The organism is Pseudomonas siliginis (assembly GCF_024072275.1).
Lineage (GTDB): Bacteria > Pseudomonadota > Gammaproteobacteria > Pseudomonadales > Pseudomonadaceae > Aquipseudomonas > Aquipseudomonas siliginis.
In genome coordinates this window covers 5,584,758-5,606,976 of the sequence record NZ_CP099598.1, presented here as the reverse complement: position 1 = coordinate 5,606,976, position 22,219 = coordinate 5,584,758, and the positions used below count along the sequence as shown (strand labels likewise).

The 22,219-nt window shown below is 62.6% G+C and carries 19 protein-coding genes; 14 read left to right on the top strand and 5 right to left on the bottom strand.

Translation table 11 applies throughout. The features are described from left to right. Positions 1–305 precede the first annotated feature (305 nt). Positions 306–1,820 carry a threonine ammonia-lyase, biosynthetic gene (gene ilvA / locus NF676_RS25785; protein WP_016772678.1) on the top strand — a complete coding sequence of 505 codons (1,515 nt, stop codon included), beginning with the start codon at positions 306–308 and terminating at the stop codon, positions 1,818–1,820. Positions 1,821–1,861: 41 nt separating this feature from the next. Beyond that, positions 1,862–2,275 (top strand): DUF2269 family protein, encoded by a 414-nt coding sequence (locus tag NF676_RS25780; protein ID WP_252886951.1) that lies wholly within the window; start codon positions 1,862–1,864, stop codon positions 2,273–2,275. 120 nt (positions 2,276–2,395) lie between these two features. Here NF676_RS25780 and NF676_RS25775 read toward each other — a convergent pair whose 3' ends face one another. Then, complete coding sequence (locus NF676_RS25775) at positions 2,396–3,052, bottom strand: histidinol-phosphatase (protein ID WP_056786265.1); 657 nt, start codon at positions 3,050–3,052, stop codon at positions 2,396–2,398. A 143-nt stretch (positions 3,053–3,195) separates the two neighbouring features. On the opposite strand from NF676_RS25775, the gene NF676_RS25770 reads away from it, so the two are divergent. Further along, entirely contained in the window at positions 3,196–3,675 is a 480-nt protein-coding gene (locus NF676_RS25770) for an RNA pyrophosphohydrolase (protein ID WP_003229203.1), read from the top strand. Positions 3,676–3,697: 22 nt separating this feature from the next. Next, a complete protein-coding gene (gene ptsP, locus NF676_RS25765; RefSeq protein ID WP_041476855.1) occupies positions 3,698–5,977 on the top strand; it encodes a phosphoenolpyruvate--protein phosphotransferase in 2,280 nt (759 codons plus the stop codon). 122 nt (positions 5,978–6,099) lie between these two features. Here ptsP and NF676_RS25760 read toward each other — a convergent pair whose 3' ends face one another. Beyond that, positions 6,100–6,846 carry an NRDE family protein gene (locus NF676_RS25760; RefSeq protein WP_252886950.1) on the bottom strand — a complete coding sequence of 249 codons (747 nt, stop codon included), beginning with the start codon at positions 6,844–6,846 and terminating at the stop codon, positions 6,100–6,102. Between the two features lie 130 nt (positions 6,847–6,976). Between NF676_RS25760 and NF676_RS25755 the strand changes: the two genes are divergently transcribed. The 3 genes from NF676_RS25755 to NF676_RS25745 all read left to right on the top strand — a co-directional run bounded on the left by NF676_RS25755 (position 6,977) and on the right by NF676_RS25745 (position 9,676). Further along, on the top strand, positions 6,977–7,759 hold the full coding sequence (locus tag NF676_RS25755; protein WP_016772682.1) for a sulfite exporter TauE/SafE family protein: 783 nt from the start codon (positions 6,977–6,979) through the stop codon (positions 7,757–7,759). A 79-nt stretch (positions 7,760–7,838) separates the two neighbouring features. Then, positions 7,839–8,654: a prolipoprotein diacylglyceryl transferase gene (gene lgt / locus NF676_RS25750; RefSeq protein ID WP_016772683.1), complete on the top strand. Its 816-nt coding sequence runs from the start codon at positions 7,839–7,841 to the stop codon at positions 8,652–8,654. Positions 8,655–8,704: 50 nt separating this feature from the next. Next, complete coding sequence (locus tag NF676_RS25745) at positions 8,705–9,676, top strand: thymidylate synthase (RefSeq protein WP_056786272.1); 972 nt, start codon at positions 8,705–8,707, stop codon at positions 9,674–9,676. Between the two features lie 124 nt (positions 9,677–9,800). On the opposite strand, the gene cadR is transcribed toward NF676_RS25745, so the two are convergent. Beyond that, positions 9,801–10,250 carry a Cd(II)/Pb(II)-responsive transcriptional regulator gene (gene cadR, locus NF676_RS25740; RefSeq protein WP_252886949.1) on the bottom strand — a complete coding sequence of 150 codons (450 nt, stop codon included), beginning with the start codon at positions 10,248–10,250 and terminating at the stop codon, positions 9,801–9,803. 84 nt (positions 10,251–10,334) lie between these two features. Here cadR and NF676_RS25735 point away from each other — a divergent pair, with 84 nt between their 5' ends. The 7 genes from NF676_RS25735 to NF676_RS25705 all read left to right on the top strand — a co-directional run bounded on the left by NF676_RS25735 (position 10,335) and on the right by NF676_RS25705 (position 19,368). Further along, positions 10,335–12,590 carry a heavy metal translocating P-type ATPase gene (locus NF676_RS25735; RefSeq protein WP_252886948.1) on the top strand — a complete coding sequence of 752 codons (2,256 nt, stop codon included), beginning with the start codon at positions 10,335–10,337 and terminating at the stop codon, positions 12,588–12,590. 13 nt (positions 12,591–12,603) lie between these two features. Further along, positions 12,604–13,467, top strand: coding sequence for a LysR family transcriptional regulator (locus tag NF676_RS25730; RefSeq protein ID WP_024014693.1), 864 nt, complete (start codon positions 12,604–12,606; stop codon positions 13,465–13,467). 234 nt (positions 13,468–13,701) lie between these two features. Beyond that, the gene (locus NF676_RS25725) at positions 13,702–14,778 is read left to right on the top strand and encodes a putative 2-aminoethylphosphonate ABC transporter ATP-binding protein (protein WP_252886947.1); all 1,077 of its coding nucleotides are present in this window, start codon (positions 13,702–13,704) and stop codon (positions 14,776–14,778) included. Then, positions 14,778–16,502, top strand: a complete 1,725-nt coding sequence (locus NF676_RS25720; protein ID WP_252886946.1) for a putative 2-aminoethylphosphonate ABC transporter permease subunit — start codon at positions 14,778–14,780, stop codon at positions 16,500–16,502. The genes NF676_RS25725 and NF676_RS25720 overlap by 1 nt, the downstream gene beginning before the upstream one ends. 37 nt (positions 16,503–16,539) lie before the next feature. Then, positions 16,540–17,565 (top strand): putative 2-aminoethylphosphonate ABC transporter substrate-binding protein, encoded by a 1,026-nt coding sequence (locus NF676_RS25715; protein ID WP_122698613.1) that lies wholly within the window; start codon positions 16,540–16,542, stop codon positions 17,563–17,565. A gap of 118 nt (positions 17,566–17,683) precedes the next feature. After that, a complete protein-coding gene (locus NF676_RS25710; protein WP_252886945.1) occupies positions 17,684–18,817 on the top strand; it encodes a TIGR03364 family FAD-dependent oxidoreductase in 1,134 nt (377 codons plus the stop codon). Then, positions 18,814–19,368 (top strand): phosphonate degradation HD-domain oxygenase, encoded by a 555-nt coding sequence (locus NF676_RS25705; RefSeq protein ID WP_076564463.1) that lies wholly within the window; start codon positions 18,814–18,816, stop codon positions 19,366–19,368. The genes NF676_RS25710 and NF676_RS25705 overlap by 4 nt, the downstream gene beginning before the upstream one ends. A gap of 96 nt (positions 19,369–19,464) precedes the next feature. On the opposite strand, the gene NF676_RS25700 is transcribed toward NF676_RS25705, so the two are convergent. Both NF676_RS25700 and NF676_RS25695 read right to left on the bottom strand, forming a co-directional pair. Further along, positions 19,465–20,841 carry a GTPase/DUF3482 domain-containing protein gene (locus NF676_RS25700; RefSeq protein WP_076564462.1) on the bottom strand — a complete coding sequence of 459 codons (1,377 nt, stop codon included), beginning with the start codon at positions 20,839–20,841 and terminating at the stop codon, positions 19,465–19,467. Next, on the bottom strand, positions 20,834–22,207 hold the full coding sequence (locus NF676_RS25695; RefSeq protein WP_252886944.1) for a DUF2868 domain-containing protein: 1,374 nt from the start codon (positions 22,205–22,207) through the stop codon (positions 20,834–20,836). Before NF676_RS25695 ends, NF676_RS25700 begins: the two co-directional genes overlap by 8 nt. Positions 22,208–22,219 lie beyond the last annotated feature (12 nt).

Here is a 22,219-nt window from a genome sequence, read left to right as displayed (position 1 = left end):
AGCGGGCAAGGGTTGGGCAGAAAGGCCGGCATTATAGGCCTCGCGGTGGTACAGGGGGAAACAAGCTGTGGCGAGGGGATTTATCCCCGTTCGGCGAGGCAGTCGTCGTAAAACCCAGGAACGCGGTGTGACTGAAAAAAAGCAGGGGAGCGCTTCGCACTCCAGCGGGGATAAATCCCCTCACCACAACGGTGCTCACTCAAGATTGGGTTTCCAGACCTTAAAACCACCTGTTTAGTGTGGTCGCCTCGGCAAAAGGCGGGTTAGACTCGCTGGTCCCGCCCAGTCGCCAGTGATGCTTTCCGATGCTCGAACAGTACGTCAAAAAGATCCTCACCTCGCGCGTTTATGACGTTGCCGTAGAAACCCCGCTGCAGAACGCCCGCCAGCTCTCCGAGCGGCTGGGCAATGACATCTGGCTCAAGCGCGAAGACTTGCAGCCAGTGTTCTCGTTCAAGATTCGCGGCGCCTACAACAAGCTGACGCAACTGAGCGACGAAGAGCGCGCCCGCGGCGTGGTCACCGCGTCGGCGGGCAATCATGCGCAGGGTCTGGCTCTGGCGGCGAAAGTGTTGGGCGTCAAAGCCACCATCGTCATGCCCAAGACCACCCCGGAAATCAAAGTCGAAGGCGTGCGTTCGCGCGGCGGCAAAGTGGTGCTGCACGGTGACTCGTTTCCGGAAGCGCTGGCCTATTCGCTGAAACTGGTCGATGAAAAAGGCTACGTCTACATCCACCCGTACGACGATCCGCACACCATTGCCGGGCAGGGCACCGTGGCCATGGAAATCCTGCGTCAGCACCCGCAGCCGCTGGATGCGATTTTCGTCCCGGTCGGCGGTGGCGGCCTGATCGCCGGTATCGCGGCCTACGTGAAATACCTGCGTCCGGACATCAAGGTAATTGGCGTCGAACCGGACGACTCCAACTGCCTGCAAGCGGCAATGGCAGCGGGCGAGCGCGTGGTTCTGCCGACTGTCGGCATCTTCGCCGACGGCGTGGCGGTGGCGCAGATCGGCCAGTACACCTTCGAGATCTGCAAGGATTACGTGGATGAAGTGATTACTGTCAGCACCGACGAGATCTGCGCGGCGATCAAGGATATCTACGACGATACCCGCTCGATCACCGAGCCTGCCGGCGCATTGGGCGTGGCCGGGATCAAGAAGTACGTCGAGCAGCGTGGCGTCAGCGGCCAGACTTTCGTCGCCATCGACTCCGGCGCCAACGTCAACTTCGACCGCCTGCGCCACGTCGCCGAACGCGCTGAGCTGGGCGAAGGGCGCGAGGCGATCATCGCCGTGACCATTCCGGAAAAGGCCGGCAGCTTCAAGGCGTTCTGCGAAGCCATCGGCAAGCGCCAGATCACTGAATTCAATTACCGCTACAACACCGGCAGCGAAGCGCACATCTTTGTTGGCGTGCAGACCCACCCGGACAACGATCCGCGCAGCGCCTTGCTGGCGAGCCTGACCGAGCAGGGGTTTCCGGTGCTCGACCTGACCGACAACGAGCTGGCCAAGCTGCACATTCGCCACATGGTCGGTGGCCGCGCCGCGCAGGTGGTCGATGAAGTGGTGCTGCGCTTCGAATTCCCGGAGCGCCCGGGCGCGCTGTTCAACTTCCTCAACAAGCTCGGCGGGCGCTGGAACATCTCGATGTTCCACTACCGCAACCACGGCGCGGCGGACGGGCGTGTGGTCGCCGGCTTGCAAGTGCCGCATGACGAGCGTCATCTGGTGCCGGCGGCGCTGGCGGAAATCGGCTATCCATACTGGGATGAAAGCGATAACCCGGCCTATCAGCTGTTTCTTGGCTGAGCGGCTACGCTGATGGGCATGGATCTACGGATGAGAACGACATGGAAACCCTGACCACCCTGAAAGTCCTTCACGTCGCGGCGACCGTGGTGATCCTCGCGAGCGGGCTGGTGCTCGCCGCCCTGACCTGGCGAAATCGCAGTGAAGGGCCGGCCAGTACGATGCGCCGTCCCTGGCTGTTCATCTGGTGTCTGATGCTGATCGGCATGCTCAGCATGCCCTTCACCGGCTGGTGGTTGGTGCATCTGGTTGGCTGGCCGTTGGGCCAGTTTTGGATTCTGGGTTCCAGCGTGATCTACGCCGTGGCCACGTTCAGTGCGGTCTGGCTGCTGGTCCGGCTGGATCGGCTGTGGACAAGCGGGGTGGGCAATCGCAAGTTCAATCTGGCGCTGGCGATTGTCAGCGGCGTCGGATTTGTCGCCATCGCGGCGTTGATGGGGGCCAAGCCGGTTTAAGGCTTGAGGCCGAGTTGACCCCCATCGCTGGCAAGCCAGCTCCCACAGGGGTATTCAGTGAACACAGATTAAGTGGACACTGACAACCCTGTGGGAGCTGGCTTGCCAGCGATAGCAATCTCAGCCGCGCAACGAAATCACCGGCCAGCCACGCTTCTCGGCCTCGGCCCGCAGATTCGGATCCGGGTCCACCGCCACCGGATTCGCCACCTGCTCCAGCAGCGGCAGATCATTCATCGAATCGCTATAGAAATAGCTGTCCTCGAGCGAATAGCCGGTCTCTTCCAGCCAGCGATTGAGGCGCGTGACCTTGCCTTCGCGGAAGCACGGGATGTCGGTGCTGCGCCCGCTGTAGCGGCCGTCGATCATTTCGCATTCGGTGGCAATCAGGGTTTCCACGCCCAGGCGCACGGCGATCGGTGCCGTCACGAAACGGTTGGTGGCGGTGATGATCACTAGTTTGTCGCCGGCATCGCGGTGCTTCTTCAGCAGCTCCAGTGCCTTGGGCAGCACGATCGGCTCGATGCAGTCGCGCATGTAATCGCTGTGCCATTGCTCAAGCACGGCCATTTCCGTGCGGCCGAGAATTTCCAGGCAGAAGTTCAGGTAGGCGGCGTTGTCCAGCTTGCCGGCCAGGTAATCCTGATAGAACTCGTCGTTACGCGCCTTGTAGGCGATCGGGTCGAGGAAGCCGCGCTCGCACAGATAATCGCCCCAAGCGTGATCGCTGTCGCCGCCCAGAAGGGTGTTGTCCAAATCGAATAAAGCCAGGCGCATTGCAGTTACCCGCTGAAAAGTCAGTAAAAAGGCGACAAGAATACGGTCTTTTCACAAGAGTGCACATAAGGTAGGAACCTTCGTTGCCGCCTGATCAAGCTTTGTGGAACAATGCGGCGACATGCGTTTGCGAGGTTGTTGCCGTGATCGACCCCGATGGTTTCCGCCCCAATGTCGGGATCATTCTGACGAATGACGCCGGCCAGGTGCTATGGGCTCGCCGTATCAATCAGGACGCCTGGCAGTTTCCGCAAGGGGGGATCAACCCCGAGGAGACGCCGGAAGACGCCTTGTACCGCGAGCTGAACGAAGAAGTTGGCCTGGAACGTGAAGATGTTGAAATACTGGCCTGTACCCGAGGCTGGTTGCGCTATCGTTTGCCGCAACGCCTGGTGCGTACCCACAGCCAACCGCTGTGCATCGGCCAGAAACAGAAATGGTTCCTCCTGCGCCTGATCTCCAACGAGCAGCGGGTGCGGATGGATCTGACCGGTAAACCGGAGTTCGATGGCTGGCGCTGGGTCAGCTATTGGTATCCGTTGGGCCAGGTGGTGACATTCAAGCGCGAGGTGTATCGACGCGCTCTCAAAGAGCTTGCCCCGCGCCTTTTAGCGCGCGACTGACGACGGAGTTCGACCCCGAGCCATGCTCAATACGCTGCGCAAGATCGTCCAGGAAGTTAACTCCGCCAAGGATCTCAAGGCGGCGTTGGGGATTATTGTGTTGCGCGTCAAAGAGGCCATGGGCAGCCAGGTCTGCTCGGTCTACCTGCTTGATCCGGAAACCAATCGCTTCGTCCTGATGGCCACCGAGGGCTTGAACAAGCGCTCGATCGGCAAGGTCAGCATGGCCCCCAACGAGGGTCTGGTCGGTCTGGTCGGCACGCGTGAAGAACCCCTGAACCTGGAAAACGCTTCGGTTCACCCGCGCTATCGCTACTTCGCCGAAACCGGTGAAGAGCGTTACGCCTCGTTCCTCGGTGCACCGATCATCCACCACCGCCGCGTCGTCGGCGTGTTGGTCATCCAGCAGAAAGAACGCCGCCAGTTCGACGAAGGTGAAGAAGCCTTCCTCGTGACCATGAGCGCGCAGCTTGCTGGTGTAATCGCCCACGCCGAGGCCACCGGTTCGATCCGTGGTCTGGGCCGGCAGGGCAAGGGCATTCAGGAAGCCAAGTTCGTCGGCGTACCGGGTTCGCCGGGTGCTGCCGTCGGTACCGCCGTGGTGATGCTGCCGCCGGCGGACCTGGACGTGGTGCCGGACAAGACCATCACCGACATCGACGCTGAGCTGGCGCTGTTCAAGACTGCCATCGAAGGCGTGCGCGCCGACATGCGCGCCTTGTCCGCCAAACTCGCGACCCAACTGCGCCCGGAAGAGCGCGCGTTGTTCGACGTCTACCTGATGATGCTCGACGATGCCTCGCTGGGCAGCGAAATCACCACGGTGATCAAAACGGGGCAGTGGGCTCAGGGCGCGCTGCGTCAGGTGGTCACTGAGCACGTCAACCGTTTCGAACTGATGGACGACGCCTACCTGCGCGAGCGTGCTTCGGACGTCAAAGACCTTGGCCGCCGCTTGCTCGCCTATCTGCAGGAAGAGCGCCAGCAGAATCTGGTCTACCCGGAAAAAACCATTCTGGTCAGCGAAGAGCTGACGCCGGCGATGCTCGGCGAGGTGCCGGAAGGCACGCTGGTCGGTCTGGTTTCGGTACTCGGTTCGGGTAACTCTCACGTCGCGATTCTCGCCCGAGCCATGGGCATTCCGACAGTGATGGGCCTGGTCGATCTGCCGTACGCCAAGGTCGACGGCATCGAAATGATCGTCGACGGCACCCGTGGCGAGGTCTACACCAACCCGAGCGAAGTGCTGCGCAAGCAGTTCGCCGAAGTCGTCGAAGAAGAGAAACAACTGGCGCTGGGCCTCGACACCCTGCGCGACCTGCCGTGCGTGACCCTCGATGGTCACCGCATGCCGCTGTGGGTCAACACCGGCCTGCTCGCCGATGTGGCGCGGGCGCAGAAGCGTGGCGCCGAAGGGGTCGGCCTGTACCGCACCGAAGTGCCGTTCATGATCAACCAGCGCTTCCCGAGCGAGAAGGAACAGCTGGCGATCTACCGCGAACAGCTCGCCGCGTTCCACCCGCAACCGGTGACCATGCGCAGCCTCGACATCGGCGGTGACAAATCGCTGTCGTACTTCCCGATCAAGGAAGACAACCCGTTCCTCGGCTGGCGCGGTATCCGCGTCACCCTCGACCACCCGGAAATCTTCCTCGTGCAGACCCGCGCGATGCTCAAGGCCAGCGAAGGCCTGAACAACCTGCGGATTCTGCTGCCGATGATCTCCGGCACTCACGAACTCGAAGAGGCCCTGCACCTGATCCACCGCGCCTGGGGCGAAGTGCGCGACGAAGGCACCGACGTGCCGATGCCGCCGATCGGCGTGATGATCGAGATCCCGGCAGCGGTGTACCAGACCAAGGAACTGGCGCGGATGGTCGATTTCCTTTCGGTCGGCTCCAACGACCTGACCCAGTACCTGCTGGCGGTAGACCGCAACAACCCGCGCGTCGCCGACCTCTACGACTATCTGCACCCGGCGGTGCTGCAAGCCCTGCAAACCGTGGTCACTGACGCCCACGCCGAAGGCAAGCCGGTGAGCATCTGCGGCGAGATGGCCGGGGATCCAGCGGCGGCGGTGCTGTTGATGGCGATGGGTTTCGACAGCCTGTCGATGAACGCCACCAACCTGCCGAAGGTGAAGTGGATGTTGCGTCAGGTGAACCTGAGCAAGGCGCAGGAGATGCTGGCGGAACTGATGAAGATCGATAACCCGCAGGTTATCCACAGCTCGCTGCAACTGGCGCTGAAGAATCTCGGGTTGGCCAAGATGAATTCGCCGGTGGTGACCAAGGCTCTCTAAAAGGCTGATGCCCTCTTCGTCGGAACGCCGCCCGGAGCAGGCTCGCTCCCACAGGGATTCGTATCGATCACGAAACCCAGGTGGGAGCGAGCCTGCTCGCGAAGGCGCCAGTTCAGGCACCGCTAAACCACAATCTCCACCTCGCCCAAATGCCCGCCATACGGCCCAAAGCTGCGCTCCACCATCCGCCGCGTTCCGTCCGCCTGCACAACCAACGCTGTACTCGCCCGCGTCCCATAACTCTGGCTGGCAATAAACACGCTCGACAGCAACGACTCCGTCGCCATGCCCACCCCGGTATCCGGCAACTCCGCCTCGGGGGCGGTCTGTGCATCGCTGAGCAGGGTCAACAAGCGCTCAGGCTGCGGATCATCCAGTACCGCGCTCAACGCCGCCCTGGCCTTGAGCAGTTTCGGCCACGGCGTATCCAGCCCCGCGTTGGATAACCCATAAACTCCAGGCTGCAACATCACCGGCTCTGACGCCCGCGCATTGAAGTGCCACAACTCATGGGCATTGCCCAGCAGCAGATTGAACCCGGCATATTCGGCGGCACGACCCACCACATCGCTCAAATAATCATCAATCGACAGATCGCCCGCAAGAAACCGCGCCACCAGCTCGCCCCGGGATTTGGTCGCGGGCGGCTGTTGCGGATCGCGGATATTGGTCAGCGCGGCGAAGCGTCCGTTGCTGCCGATCCCCAGCCACGTGCCGCCGGCTTCAAGATCGCGCCCGGCATGCACATGCGGCGCCTCGGGCCACGGCGCCAATGGCAGGCTGGGGCGGGCGTAGAATTCGTCGCGGTTGGCCGCGACGATCAGCGGCTGGGCATGGTCCGGGCGCCAAGCGAAAACAATCAGGCACATAAGGTGGTCCTTGTGTGTTTTTTGCCCACTCTACGCATCCGGCGTCCGTGCATCCATCGCCAGTGGAGCAGAAGGCTGCGCATCCGTTAACATGCCGCTCCTGTTTTGCCGATGCGTGCTGGAGACGGTCATGGAATTTCTGCTCTACCTGGCGCTCGGTGCCTGTGCGGGCGTGCTCGCCGGGCTGTTTGGCGTTGGCGGCGGGATCATCATCGTCCCGGTGCTGGTGTTCAGCTTCACTTTGCAGGGCTTCGATCAGTCGATTCTTACGCATTTGGCGGTAGGGACGTCGCTGGCGACGATCATATTCACCTCGGTCAACGCCGTGCGTGAACATCACCGTCGCGGCGCGGTGCGCTGGGCGATTTTTCGCTGGATGACCGTGGGCATTCTGCTCGGCGCCGGTTTCGGGGCGCTGACTGCTGAAGCGATCTCCGGGCCGAACCTGCAAAAGATCATCGGCGTATTTGCTCTGGTGATCGCCGTGCAACTGGCGCTGGACGTCAAACCCAAGGCCAGCCGAACGGTACCGGGCAAACTCGGTCTGACCGCTGCCGGTACGGTGATTGGCTGGGCCTCGGCGATTTTCGGCATTGGTGGCGGCTCGCTGACCGTGCCGTTTCTGACCTGGCGCAGCGTGCCGATGCAGCAGGCCGTGGCGACCTCATCGGCCTGTGGCTTGCCGATCGCTTTGGCCAGTGCAGCAAGTTTCATGATTCTGGGGTGGCACGATCCGTTGTTGCCGGCCCATAGTCTCGGTTTTGTGTATTTGCCGGCATTGTTGGGCATCGCCCTGACCAGCATGGTCTTCGCTCGGCTCGGTGCGCGTTTGGCACACAGGTTGTCGCCGCGCTTGCTGAAAAGGCTGTTCGCCGCTTTGCTGTTCTGCGTGGGTTTGAGCTTTCTGCTCTGACCGCGTGGCAATCCTGGCTTAATCCTGAGGTGGCAGCGTCGCCCGGGAATTTCGCTTTCCACTCTAACAAGGAGTCGCAATGCTGCCTTACCCGCAGATCGACCCGGTGGCCCTGGCCATCGGTCCGCTGAAAATCCACTGGTACGGTCTGATGTACCTGATCGGCATCGGCGGCGCGTGGCTGTTGGCGTCGCGCCGGCTCAACCGCTTCGACCCGACCTGGACCAAGGAGAAACTCTCCGATCTGGTGTTCTGGCTATCGATGGGCGTGATCGTCGGCGGCCGTCTGGGTTACGTGCTGTTCTATGACCTGAGCGCGTACCTGGCCAACCCGACGCTGATTTTCGAAGTGTGGAAGGGCGGCATGTCGTTCCACGGCGGATTCATCGGCGTGATGCTCGCGGCCTTGTGGTTCGGCAAGCGCAATGGCAAGTCGTTCTTCCAGCTCATGGACTTCGTCGCGCCGATGGTGCCGATCGGTCTGGGCGCCGGGCGCATCGGCAATTTCATCAACGCCGAGTTGTGGGGCAAGGCCACCGACGTGCCGTGGGCCATGGTGTTCCCGCCGTTCAGCGATCCGGCGCAGTTGCCGCGCCACCCGTCGCAGCTGTATCAGTTCGCCCTCGAAGGCGTGGCGCTGTTCCTGATCCTGTGGATCTTCTCGCGCAAACCGCGCCCGACCATGGCGGTCTCCGGCATGTTCGCGCTGTTCTACGGCATCTTCCGTTTCATCGTCGAGTTCGTCCGCGTCCCGGATGCTCAGCTCGGCTACTTGGCGTGGAACTGGCTGACCATGGGCCAGGTGCTCTGCGTGCCGATGATTGTCGGCGGGCTGTTGCTGATCTGGCTGGCCTATCGTCGCGCCCCGGCAGCGCCGCTCGCGCCGACGGCTTAAACTACGAACCCCGGCGCGCGACGCCGGGGCTCCAAGGACACAGGTAACTCATGAAGCAATATCTCGAACTGGTCTCGCACGTCATTCAGAACGGCACCAAACAGGCCAACCGCACCGGTATCAACACCATCAGTTTCCCGGGAGCGATGCTGCGTTTCGATCTGCAGGAAGGCTTCCCGGCGATCACCACGCGCAAAATGGCCTTCAAATCGGCCATCGGCGAGATGTGCGGGTTTCTCCGTGGCGTGAACAACGCCGCTGAATTCCGCGCGCTGGGCTGCAAGGTCTGGGACCAGAACGCCAACGAAAACGCGCAGTGGCTGGCCAACCCGTTCCGTCAGGGCGACGACGACCTCGGTGAAATCTACGGCGTGCAATGGCGCAAGTGGCCGGCGTACAAGCAGATCCCGCTGAGCAATACCGCCGCCATCGAACAGACCCTGAGCAACGGCTACAAGCAGATCGCTCAGGGCGAAGAGGACGGCCAGGCCTACGTCGTGCTGTACAAGGCGATCGACCAGGTACGCCAGTGCGTCGACACGATCATCAACGATCCGGGCAGCCGCCGCATTCTGTTCCACGGCTGGAACGTCGCCCAGCTCGATGAAATGGCCCTGCCGCCATGCCACCTGCTGTACCAGTTCCACCCGAACGTCGAGACCAAGGAAATCTCCCTTACTCTCTACATCCGCTCCAACGATCTGGGCCTGGGCACGCCGTTCAACCTCACCGAGGGCGCCGCGCTGCTGAGCCTGATCGGTCGCCTGACCGGCTACACGCCGCGCTGGTTCACCTATTTCATCGGCGATGCGCACGTCTACGAAAACCACCTGGACATGCTCAACGAACAGCTCAAGCGCGAGCCGTTTGCCATGCCGAAACTGAAGATTTCCGACCGCGTGCCGGAGTTTGCCAAGACTGGTGTGTATCAGCCGGAATGGCTGGAGCTGGTCGAGCCGAGCGATTTCTCGCTGGAAGGCTATGAGCACCATCCGCCGATGACCGCGCCGATGGCGGTCTAAACCACACCGCAATATCCCTGTGGGAGCGAGCCTGCTCGCGAAGAGGGCGTGTCAGTCACAGATGTGTCGACTGATATACCGCTTTCGCGAGCAGCTCGCTCCCACATTTGTTTTTGCGGTGTGCTTAGTGGCCGTGGCTACGGCCGACGTGGGAATGCTCAACCTCCGTCGCAACAACCCCGCCACTCACTTCCAGCCGCTGCAAGATCCCGCATTGATCCGCCTCCGGCCCTTCGCCACAGCGTTGGCGCAGGTCGAGCAGTTGTGTCTGCAAGGCCAGCAAGCCATCAATCCGCGCCTTCACGTGCTGAATATGTTCGTCGATCAGCGCATTGACGCTCTCGCACTGATCCTGCGGGCTGTCGCGCAGGGCGAGCAGGCTGCGGATTTCTTCGAGGGTCATGTCGAGGGTGCGGCAGTTGCGGATGAAGGTCAGGCGCTCGGCGTGGGCCTGGGTGTAGACGCGGTAGTTGCCATCGCTGCGCGCCGGTTCCGGCAGGAGTTTTTCGCGCTCGTAGTAGCGGATGGTTTCCACCGCACAGTCGGTGAGTTTCGCCAGTTCGCCGATCTTCATGACGGCCATCTCCAAAAGGGTGCTTGACCCTATAGTGGCTACAGGGTCTTTACTTGGCAACAGGCACCTTCATGGACGCGACCAATGAGTGATTCCCTGCACACCCACAAGCCCGGCGACGGCCACGACCACAGTCATAAATTGCAGCCGGTGCATAAACATTCGCACGGCGGCGATTCCTGCTGCTCGTCAAAAACCGCCGTACCTGCGCGGGTGCAACTGAGCGATAAAACCAGCGCCGACGCGCGCCTGAGCAGCTTCCGCATCGAGGCAATGGACTGCCCGACCGAGCAGACGCTGATCCAGAACAAGCTCGGCAAACTGGCCGGTGTGCAGCAGCTGGAATTCAACCTGATCAACCGCGTGCTTGGCGTGACCCACAATCTTCCGGGAACCGAGCCGATCACCGAGGCGATCAAATCCCTCGGCATGCACGCCGAGCCGCTGCAGGCGGGCGTCGATGCGCCGGCACCGGTTGCGGTGAAAAAACACTGGTGGCCACTGGCGCTGTCCGGCCTGACCGCGCTGGGCGCCGAAGTCATTCATTTCACCAGCGCCGCGCCGGACTGGGTGGTGGCAGTCGTTGCGCTGGTGTCGATCCTCAGCGGCGGCCTCGGCACCTATAAAAAGGGCTGGATCGCCCTGAAGAACCGCAACCTCAACATCAACGCGCTGATGAGCATCGCCGTCACTGGCGCGATCCTCATCGGCCAGTGGCCGGAAGCGGCGATGGTGATGTTCCTCTTCACCGTCGCCGAGTTGATTGAGGCACGCTCGCTGGATCGTGCACGCAACGCGATCAGCGGCTTGATGCAGATGACCCCCGAGCAAGCCACGGTCTTGCAGGCCGACGGCAACTGGCGCGAACAAGAGGTAAAAAGCGTCGAACTGGGCGCCCGCGTGCGGGTGAAACCCGGCGAGCGCATCGCGCTGGACGGCGCGGTGGTCAGCGGCAGCTCGACCATCGACCAGGCGCCGATCACCGGCGAAAGCCTGCCGGTGGAAAAAACCGTCGGTGACAAAGTCTTCGCTGGCACCATCAATCAGGCCGGTTCGCTGGAATATACGGTGACCGCTGCGGCGAACAATTCGACCTTGGCGCGGATCATTCACGCCGTCGAACAGGCCCAGGGCGCGCGGGCGCCGACGCAGCGTTTCGTTGACCAATTCTCGAAAATCTACACCCCGGCGGTATTCGTCTTCGCCTTGGCCGTGGCGATCATCCCGCCGTTGTTCATGGGCGCGGCGTGGTTCGACTGGATCTACCGCGCGCTGGTGTTGCTGGTGGTTGCCTGCCCGTGCGCACTGGTGATTTCCACCCCGGTGACCATCGTCAGCGGCCTCGCGGCGGCGGCGCGCAAGGGCATTCTGGTCAAGGGCGGCGTGTATCTGGAGGGCGGCTTCAAGCTTGATTATCTGGCGCTGGACAAGACCGGCACGATCACCCACGGCAAACCGGTGCAGACCGATTACCTGTCACTCGACCCGACGGCCGATGCCAGCGCACCGGCAATCGCCGCCGCGCTGGCCGGGCGCTCCGATCACCCGGTGTCGCTGGCGATTGCCAACGCCGCTGTGGATAAAAACTTCGCCGCGCTTACTGTGGATAACTTCGCCGCGCTGGGCGGGCGGGGCGTCAAAGGCGACATCAACGGCCAGACTTATCACTTGGGCAACCATCGTCTGGTCGAAGAGCTCGGCCTGTGCTCACCGCAACTGGAAGAGAAGCTGTTCGCGCTGGAAAAGCAGGGCAAATCCGTGGTGCTGCTGCTCGACAGCTCAGGCCCACTGGCACTGTTCGCCGTGGCCGACACGGTCAAGGAAACCAGCCGCGAAGCGATTCGTCAGTTGCATGAACTCGGGGTGAAAACCCTGATGCTGACCGGCGACAACGTCCACACTGCCGAGGCGATTGCGGCCCAGGTCGGCATCGACGAGGCGCGCGGCGATTTGCTGCCGACCGACAAGCTGCAAGCCATTGAAGATCTGTACAAGCAGGGCCACCGGGTCGGCATGGTCGGCGATGGCATCAACGACGCCCCGGCACTAGCCCGCGCCGAGATCGGTTTCGCCATGGCCGCCGCCGGCACCGATACCGCGATCGAAACCGCCGATGTCGCCCTGATGGACGACGATCTGCGCAAGATCCCTGCGTTCATCAGTCTGTCGCGCAACACCGCGAGCATCCTGAAACAGAACATCGCACTGGCGCTGGTGATCAAGGCGATATTTCTTGCGGTAACCTTTGCCGGGCTTGCCACCATGTGGATGGCGGTGTTTGCCGATATGGGTGTGAGCCTGCTGGTGGTGTTCAACGGTTTGCGCCTGCTGCGCAAATAGATGAGGAAAGAGTGTGCTGAGTGCCGAGCTGAAAGCGTTTTACATGGTCGCCCGCTTGGGCAGCATTACGCTGGCGGCGAAAAAACTCGGCCTCAGCCAACCGACCGTGACCACGCAGATCCGCAATCTGGAAAGTCAGTACTCGGTGGAGTTGTTCTACCGAGGCGGCCGCCGTTTAAGCGTCAGTGACGAAGGCGCGCGGCTGCTGCCGATGGTCAAGACCCTGTTGCAGCAAGAGGCGGACATCGAGTTTTTCCTGCGCAACAGCGGGCAGGTCCAGGGCACGCTGCGCATTGCCGCGACGGCGCCGTATTACATCCTCGATCTGGTGAAGACCTTCCGCGAGCGTTTGCCGCAGGTGGAAGTGTCGGTGGAAATCGGCAACTCGCAGCAGGTCCTGGAAGCGCTGGAGGATTACCGCGTGGATGTCGCCGCATCGTCGCAGTTGCTCGACGATGCGCGGTTGATTCGCCGGGTACTCGGCACCGATCCGCTGGTGCTGGCGGTGCATCGCAATCATCCGTTGGCCTCGCTGGAGCATGTGACGTTGAATGCGCTGGCCGGGCATACGTTGTTGATGCGCGAGCCGGGTTCGACCACGCGGCGCTTGACCGAAGAGTTGCTGGCCAGCGCCGGGGTCAGTTTCGGGCCGTTGCTGGAGATCGGCAGCCGCGAGTCGATTCGCGAGGCGGTACTGCGCAATATCGGCATCAGCATCATTGCCCGGCAGGAAGTGCCGCATGATCCGCAATTGCGCGTGCTGACCATCGAGAATGCGCCGCAGATTCCGGAGTATCTGTATTGCCTCAAAGAGCGCAAGGGTGCGCGTCTGCCGGCGGCGTTCCTCGGCTTGGCACAAGAGATGTCTCCGGCATGAGACCTTCAATGTCTGAGAAGGCCTCTTCGCGAGCAGGCTCGCTCCCACATTGGATTTGGGTTGTGAACACGATCCCCTGTGGGAGCGAGCCTGCTCGCGAAGGCGTCAGCCCAGGCAAAACACAATCTGAACCAAAATCCCCGAATACCACTATCAGCCGTTTTTGCCTCGCTGCCACATGACGGACGCATTACAACTCTAGGATTGGCCTCATCCGTTTGATGAGGCCTGTCCATGAATCCTGCCATCGCAACTGCCCTGACCAACCCCGGCGCGCCAATGAAAGTGCGCGGCGTGCACAAGCGTTTCGGTGCGTTCACTGCGCTGGATAACGTCTCCCTTGATGTCGCCGCCGGCGAACTGGTGTGCCTGCTCGGTCCGTCGGGCTGTGGCAAGACCACGTTGCTGCGCTGCATTGCCGGGCTGGAGCAGCAGGACAGTGGCGAGCTGTACCTGGGCGATCGCGATGTCTCGCACCTTGCCCCGCAAGCGCGGGATTACGGGATTCTGTTCCAGTCCTACGCGCTGTTCCCCAACCTGACGGTCGAGGCGAACATTGCCTACGGCCTCGCCGGCAGCGGTCGCGATGAAGTGCGCCGGCGTGTCGGCCAGATGCTGGAACTGGTCGGCCTCACTGGCAGTGAGAAAAAATACCCCGGCCAACTGTCCGGCGGTCAGCAACAGCGGGTGGCGCTGGCTCGCGCATTGGCGCCGGCGCCGTCGCTGCTGTTGCTCGACGAACCGATGTCGGCCCTCGACGCGCGGGTGCGCGAGCACTTGTGCACCGAGCTGCGTCAGCTGCAACGCAACCTCGGCATCACCACGCTGATGGTCACGCACAATCAGGACGAAGCGATGCTGATGGCCGATCGCATCGCGGTCATGAATAACGGCCGCGTCGAGCAGTACGCCACCCCGCAGGAAATCTACAACCGCCCGGCCACGCCGTTCGTGGCCGAGTTTGTCGGCCAGGGCAACTGGCTGCCGTTTCAGCGCAGCAGCGACAGTCACGCCCGGGTCGGTGGGATGAATCTGCGCCTGGCCGAGGGCAGCGTACACGGCGCTTCGGGTCGACTGTTCTGCCGCCCGGAGGCGATCAACGTCAATCCGCTGGTGCACGAAGAGAACCTGTTCCCGGCCAAGGTCCGCGAAATCACTTTCCTCGGCAATCGCTGCCGGATGAGCTTCGAACTTGATCAATTGCCGGGCCACGCACTGCTCGCCGAAATCGCGCCAGAAGCCATGCCGCGCCTCGGCGCCCAGCAGATCATGGTCGCCTTGCCGCCGCGCAGTTTGCAGGTGTTCGCCTGATGAACAGCAACCTCGCGCTGCCGCTACCGCACAAGCAGGTGCGACAGTCCTCGAAAGCCGAGATCGGCGATCGCCTGTTCGTGGTCGGCGGCAAAGTCCTCCTGCTGGTGTTGCTCGGCCTCGCGGTGCTGCTGCCGTTGCTGGCGATCTTCTGGCGCGGCTTCAGCAACGACGCCGGGCAGGGCGGTGGATGGCTCGCGGCGAAGGAGTTGGTGACCAGTGCCAATTTCCATTGGCTGCTCGGCAACAGCCTGAAAGTGTCCCTCAGCGTGGCGGCCATTGTCGTACCGCTGGCCTACCTGTTTGCCTACGCGCTGCAACGCACGCTGATTCCGGGAAAAGGCATCTGGCGCGGGATTTCCCTGCTGCCGCTGATGGCGCCGTCGATGCTGCCGGGGATTGCGCTGGTCTATCTGTTCGGCAACCAGGGCATGCTGCGTGGGCTGCTCTCGGACAATATCTATGGCTTCTGGGGCATTGTGCTGGGTGAGGTGATCTACACCTTTCCCCATGCGTTGATGATTCTGCTTTCGGCGTTATCGCTGGCCGATGCGCGGCTGTTCGATGCCGCATCGAGCATGGGCGCCAGTCCGGCCAAGGCGTTTCGCAGCATTACCTGGCCGGCGACCCGCCAGGCGGTGTTCGCCGCGTTCTGTCTGGTGTTCACCCTGACCATTACCGATTTTGGTGTGCCGGTGGTGGTCGGTGGCGACTATCAAGTGCTGGCGCTGGAGGCCTACAAAGCCGTGGTCGGTCAGCAGCAATTCGGTCGCGGCGCGTTGATCGGCATGGTGCTGTTGCTGCCGGCGCTGTTCAGTTTCGGTGTCGATGCCTGGTTGCGTCGCCGCCATGGTGACTCCATGAGCGGGCGCGCGCAGGTGTTCAAACCGCTACCGTGCAAGCTGCGCGACGGCTGCTATCTGGCCATTGTTTTGCTGATCAGCGCGGCGTTGATGCTGGTGTTCGGCATGGCGGTGTTTTCGTCGCTGGTGAAGTTCTGGCCGTACAACCTGTCGCTGTCGCTCAACCACTATCAGTTCAACGAAACCGCTGGCGGTGGCTGGCTCGCCTACGGCAACAGTCTGAAGATGGCGCTGGGCACGGCGCTGATTGGCAGCGTGCTGATTTTTACCGGCGCCTATCTGATGGAGAAAACCCGCACTCAGCGCGGGCTGAACCTGGCTTTGCGCATGCTCAGCTTCGTGCCGATGGCGGTGCCGGGATTGGTGCTGGGTCTCGGCTATGTCTTCTTCTTCAACCTCAGCGGCAATCCGCTGCACGTGCTCTACGGGACGATGACGCTGCTGATCGTCTGCACCATTGCGCACTACCTGACCACCGCACAAATGACCGCGACCACCGCGCTGCGCCAGCTCGATGCTGAGTTCGAGGCTGCGGCGCTGTCGCTGAAGGCGCCGCTGTACCGGCATTACCTGCGCGTGACCGTGCCGATCTGCCTGCCGGCGCTGCTGGACATCGTGCGCTACCTGTTCGTCTCGGCAATGACCACGGTTTCCGCCGCGATCTTCCTCTACAGCCCCGACACCATCCTCGCGGCGGTGGCGGTGCTGAACATGGACGATGCCGGCAACGTCGGCGGCGCGGCGGCGATGTCGACCCTGATTCTGTTCACTTCGGCCGGCGTGTCCTTGCTGCTGGCGTGGGCTTCGCGCGGTTTGCTGCGCCGTTCCCAGGCCTGGCGGCAAACCGCGCCCGGTCACTGATTGCAACTCCGTTCAACTCATCTACAGGAAAACGCTCATGTTCAAGCCTATGGCCCTGGCCGCTGCTGTGCTCGCGACTTTCAGCCTGAATGCCTTCGCGGCAAAAACCGAGTTGACGGTGTACACCGCACTCGAAGCCGAGCAACTGAAGTCCTACAAGGACGCGTTCGAAAAAGCCAACCCGGACGTCGAGATCAAATGGGTGCGCGATTCCACCGGGATCATCACCGCCAAACTGCTCGCCGAAAAGGCTCGTCCGCAGGCTGACGCGGTGTGGGGCCTGGCCGCGTCGAGCCTGGCGATTCTCGATCAGCAAGGCATGCTGCAAAGCTATGCACCGAAGGATCTGGCCAAGATCGGCGCGAATTACCGCGACGCCGCCAACCCGCCAGCCTGGGTAGGCATGGATGTGTGGGCCGCGACCATTTGCTTCAACACCGTCGAAGCCGAGAAGCAGGGGCTGAGCAAACCGGTCAGTTGGCAGGACCTGACCAAGCCTGAGTACAAGGGCAAGATCGTCATGCCCAATCCGGCGTCGTCCGGCACCGGTTTCCTCGACGTCAGCGCCTGGCTGCAAACCTTCGGCGAGAAACAGGGCTGGGCCTACATGGACGGCTTGCACCAGAACATCGGCCAGTACGTTCACTCCGGTTCCAAGCCGTGCAAACTGGCGGCGGCGGGGGAGTTTCCGATCGGGATTTCCTTTGAATATCCAGCCGTACAGTTGAAACGCCAGGGCGCGCCACTGGACATCATTCTGCCGAAGGAAGGTCTGGGCTGGGAGATCGAAGCGACGGCGGTGATCAAGGGCACGCCGCATGAAGAGGCAGCGAAAAAACTCGCCGACTTCTCCGCCAGCGCCGAGGCGATGGATCTTTACAAGGAGAACTTCGCCGTGCTCGCCCAGCCGGGGATTGCCAAGCCGCAAACCGAATTGCCAGCCGACTATGAGCAGCGTCTGATCAAGAACGACTTTGCCTGGGCCTCAAAGAATCGCGACGAGATCCTGGCTGAATGGCGCAAGCGGTATGACGGCAAGTCCGAGAAAGTTGTCGCCAAGTAAGATCTTTATCGACTGACAAGGCCCCTTCGCGAGCAGGCTCGCTCCCACAGTTGCAATGCTGTCCCCTGTGGGAGCGAGCCTGCTCGCGAAAGCGGTTTCTCATTCAGAGCACCTCTTCATGACACAACCCAAAGACCTGCTCATCATCGGCGCCGGCATCCTCGGTCTGTCCCACGCCTATGCCGCCGCCAAACGCGGCCTCAAAGTCGCGGTATTCGAACGCACCGCCACGCCCCTCGGCGCTTCGGTGCGCAACTTCGGCCAGGCACTGGTCACCGGTCAGCCGCCCGGCACCATGCTCGACCTGGCCAGGGCCAGTCGCGAGATCTGGGGCGACTGGGCGCAACTCGCCGGTGTGCAGATCAAGCGCAACGGCTCATACCTGTTCGCCCGCAGCGAGGCCGAAGAACACCTGCTCGAAGCCTTCTGCGCCGACCGCGCGGTCGAGCATGGCTACAACGTCGAGCTGCTGCGCGGCGCGGCGTTGCGTGATCTCTATGGCGGCCAGTTCAGCCATCACCGCGCCGCGTTGCACGGTATCGATGATCAGCAGTTGTACTCGCGCGAAGCGATTCCGGCGCTGATCGATTATTTGCGCCGAGATCTGGGCGTCGAGTTTCACTTTTCCACACTGGTGCGCGATGTCGAGCCGGGGCATCTGCACAGCACCGCCGGCAGTTTTACCGGCAAGCAGATCATCGTCTGCTCCGGCCACGACTATCAGACCCTACTGGCCGAGCCGATTGCCGCGCTCAATCCGCAGATCTGTCGTTTGCAAATGCTCCGCGCCAGACCGCAGGCCGGTCTCAATCTGCAACACGCAGTGCTCACCGGCCTGAGCTGCGTGCACTACGGCGCCTTCGCCGATTTGCCGCAAGCCGCAGCGGTGCAGGCGCAGATCCTGTGTGAACAACCGCACCTGCACGCCAACGGCATTCACTTGCTGATCAGCCCGACACCGTATGGCGAACTGATCATCGGCGATTCGCATCATTACGGCAGCGATGCGTCACCGTTCAACGCCGAACAGGTCGACAACTGGATGCTCGAACTCGCCGAGCAGACGCTGGGCTGCCAGGTGCAAGTGGTCGAACGCTGGCAGGGCGTCTATGGTGCTCGTGGGCCGGGCCCGTTTTCATTCCTGCGTCCGGCACCGGGCCTGAGCGTGGCGCTGATGCACACCGGCGTCGGCATGAGCGTCGGCCCGGCGCTGGCCGAACGCAATATCGCGCAATTACTGGAGGAGGCATGAATCACGAACAGGTGATCGCCCGGGTGTTCGGCCTGTATGAACGCTTCGGCGCCAGCGATTACATCGGCGAACCGGTGTCGCAGCTCGAGCACATGTCCCAGGCCGCAGAACTGGCTATGGCCGAAGGTTGTGACGATGAAGTGGTGCTGGCGGCGTTCTTTCATGACATCGGCCATTTGTGTGCCGAGGGCGCGGAAAACATGGGCGGTTATGGCGTGGTCAGCCATGAGCGGCTCGGGGCCGATTATCTGCGTGAGGCAGGTTTCAGCGAACGGCTGGCGCGACTGGTGGAATATCACGTTCAGGCCAAGCGCTATCTGACCTTACGCGAGCCGGGCTATTACGCGCGGTTGAGTGAGGCGAGTCGCAGGACGCTGGAATATCAGGGCGGGGTAATGAGCGCGGCTGAGGCGGATGCGTTCGAGGCTGATCCGTTGTGTGCGCTGAGTTTGCGCATGCGGCGCTGGGATGAGTTGGCGAAGGAGGTTGCAGTGCCGCTGGTGGATTTGGCTGGATTGAAAGCGAAAGCGGCGCGACTGCTGGCGGCGTAACCCATATCACCGAGTCGCGCCATTCGCGAGCAGGCTCGCTCCCACAGGGATCCGCATTCCAATGTGGGAGCGAGCCTGCTCGCGAATGGGTCAGCGCTACAAATTTTCAGCCAACGCCTCCACCTGCTCCTGCCTTTCCGCCTGATTCAACTTCGCCTGCGGATTGAGCGACGACCACTGCGGATGCGCACGCGCCTTGTTCAGCGCTTCCGGCAACTTGCCTTCGCGCCAGGTCTTGTCCACAGGCGTGGCCACCTGAATGCTGTCCATCGCCGCATGCCCACGCTGATCCAGGGCCAGCAGCAACTGGCGCTGGCGCAGCGCCAGAAGGCGCAGCACGGCGTCATCCACTGTCAATTCCCGCTGGCCTTTGATTTTGCCGAGCAGGCGACTGCCATAACTGCGCGCGGTTTGCAGCGCACCGCCGGCGATCGCACCGGCCAACGCCGCCGCGCCAAGGGTAATCCCGCCGACCAGCAAATCCACGCCGGCCCCGGCCGCTGCACCGGCAGCAATGCCGCCGCCGACGCGCACGCCGAGTTGCTTCAGGGTTTCCGGGTTGAACAGATCATCGCCCCAGCGCCCGTCGAGCAACGGCAAGTCACTGGCCGCCGCGTCCTGCGGGCGAAACGCGTAGAGCTTGAGCAGCGCCTCAACGCACTTCTGCTCACGCTGACGTACGGCTTTGCGCAGCTCGCTGATCGCCTGTTGTTCCTGCTCGGCTTCGCTGACCACACTGCGTCGGCACGCAGCGCAGTCGATCAGCAATTCGGCAATCAAGCGCGCGGCGCTTTGCTGACGGGCGAGGCGCTGCGCCTGCTGGTCGGCGATCAACCGCTCCAGTTGCGGCCGGGCGTTTTCCAATAGAAGGGCGAGGCTCTCGTACAAGCGCCGCTCGCCATCCTCGGGCGGCGCGACGCTGTCGAAACGTACCAACGCATGCAGCCCCAACCGCGCCAGCGCTTCACGCCAATCGGGTTCGCGATGGTTGGCGCTGCTGACGAAATTCAGCACCGGCAGCAGCGGTTTGCCGCAACTGGCGAGCACTTCCAGCTCGTCGCGGTACTTGGCCAGCACCGGTTCGCGGGCGTCGATCACATACAGACCGGCATCGGAGGCCAGCAGTTGTCGCAGTACCTTGGCTTCCTGTTCGAAACGCTGGCGCGCCTCGCTGCCGTCGAGAAACCGCGCCAGTCGTGCCGGGCCGTCGAGGCGTTCGCCGGGGCGTTCCAGACGCTCGAGAAAATCCAGCAGGGCGATCGCATCTTCCAGCCCCGGCGTGTCGTACAGATCGAGCAACGGCTCGCCATCCACCGACAACCGCGCGCCTTCGACATGCCGGGTGGTGCTCGGCCTGTGCGAGACTTCGCCGAAGCCGACGTCACGGGTCAGCGTGCGCAGCAGCGAGGTCTTGCCGACGTTGGTGTGGCCAACCACTGCCAGTTTCAGCGGTGCCTTGCGTGCATCAGTCATGTCCGCTCTCCAGCCAGTTCATCGGCGCGCAATCGGCGAATGGCAGTTCCAGCTGTTGCAGCGCCGCGTGCCAGTCACCCAGACGTTGCCCGTCCAGCGCTTCGCCAGGCGGCGCTTGCAGCAGCCAGATGCGAGTGGCGCCGGCATTGCGTGCGAGTTCGGCGATCAGCGCGAGGCTGCCGCGATCCGGCGAACGTCGCGGATCACAGGCGATGGCCAGCCGCGCTGGCGGGAAGCGACTGAGTTGCTCGAGCAGTTTGTGCCGCGATTCGCGACTGTCGAGGATGCCCGCGTTGCTGACGTTTTTCGGCAGCGCGGGTGGCCACGGACGCTGTTCGTCCAACTCGATCGCCACCAGCAGCGCGCCTTCGCTGGCGCGTTCGCCGATGTTGCTTTCGACGCGATGCAGTTGCGCCGGCTCCGGGTCGTTGACACCAAGGCGCTCGCTGGTCGGCATCAACCGTTCGCGCAGTTGCGCGTAGCCGGGCAGGTTCAGATCCAGGCGCAGCGCGGCTTTGCCGCTGTTCCAGCGCCACAGGCTCAACAGCGCGAGCAGCAGGCGCGGCAGCACGCCGTAGACCACCAGCACACCGACCAGCCAGGTTGCCCAGGCTTGTCGTGCGCTTTCAATATCCAGTGCGCCGTCGCCGCTGGCGCGGATCATTTCCTCGGTCGGCACATTGAAGCCGAGCAGCGACGGCAGATAGCCAAGGGCCTGGGTGACATGGCTAAAGGTGTCGGCGCCGAGGATCGTGGTTTCCCAGACAAAGCCGTAGCGCCGCGTGGCCATCAGGGTCAGCAACAGAATCAGCGCGCTGAGCATCGCCAGCAGCCACAGGCCATTGACCAACGCGCCGAGCGCCCAGCGGTTGAGTTTCTTGCGTTGCAGCAGCAACAGCAGGGCCGGCGCCAGTTGCGCGGCTTTGGCATCGCGGGCGAATTTTTCGCTGAGCCACAGCCACAAGCGCCCGAGGGTGGCGCCGTGTTCGCCAGCGAAAATCAAGCCCAGCGCCCAGCTCAGCAGCAAAATCATATTGATCCCGAGCAGACTGCCCAGCGCCCAGAACACATTTACCGGCGTCTGCCCAAGTGCGGCGAATGCCAGACCGGCGCCGCTGAGCACGGCGAAAATCATCAACAGCACCAGCGCCAGGCGCGCGCCTTGCAGCCAGTGCTTGAGCGCGGCGGTCAGTCCGTCGCGCTCGGCCAGCCATAGCGCCCGGCGCGCAATGCGGCTCGGCAGATCGCCACCAGCGGCGCGGGCCAGACGATTGGCTTCCAGGTCATCCAGCGGCCCCGCGTGTTCTTCGCGCAGGCGGATGGTTTCGGTGAGCCAGAGGTTTTGCAGTGGAGTCAGTTCAGTCACGCGGCGTCCCGT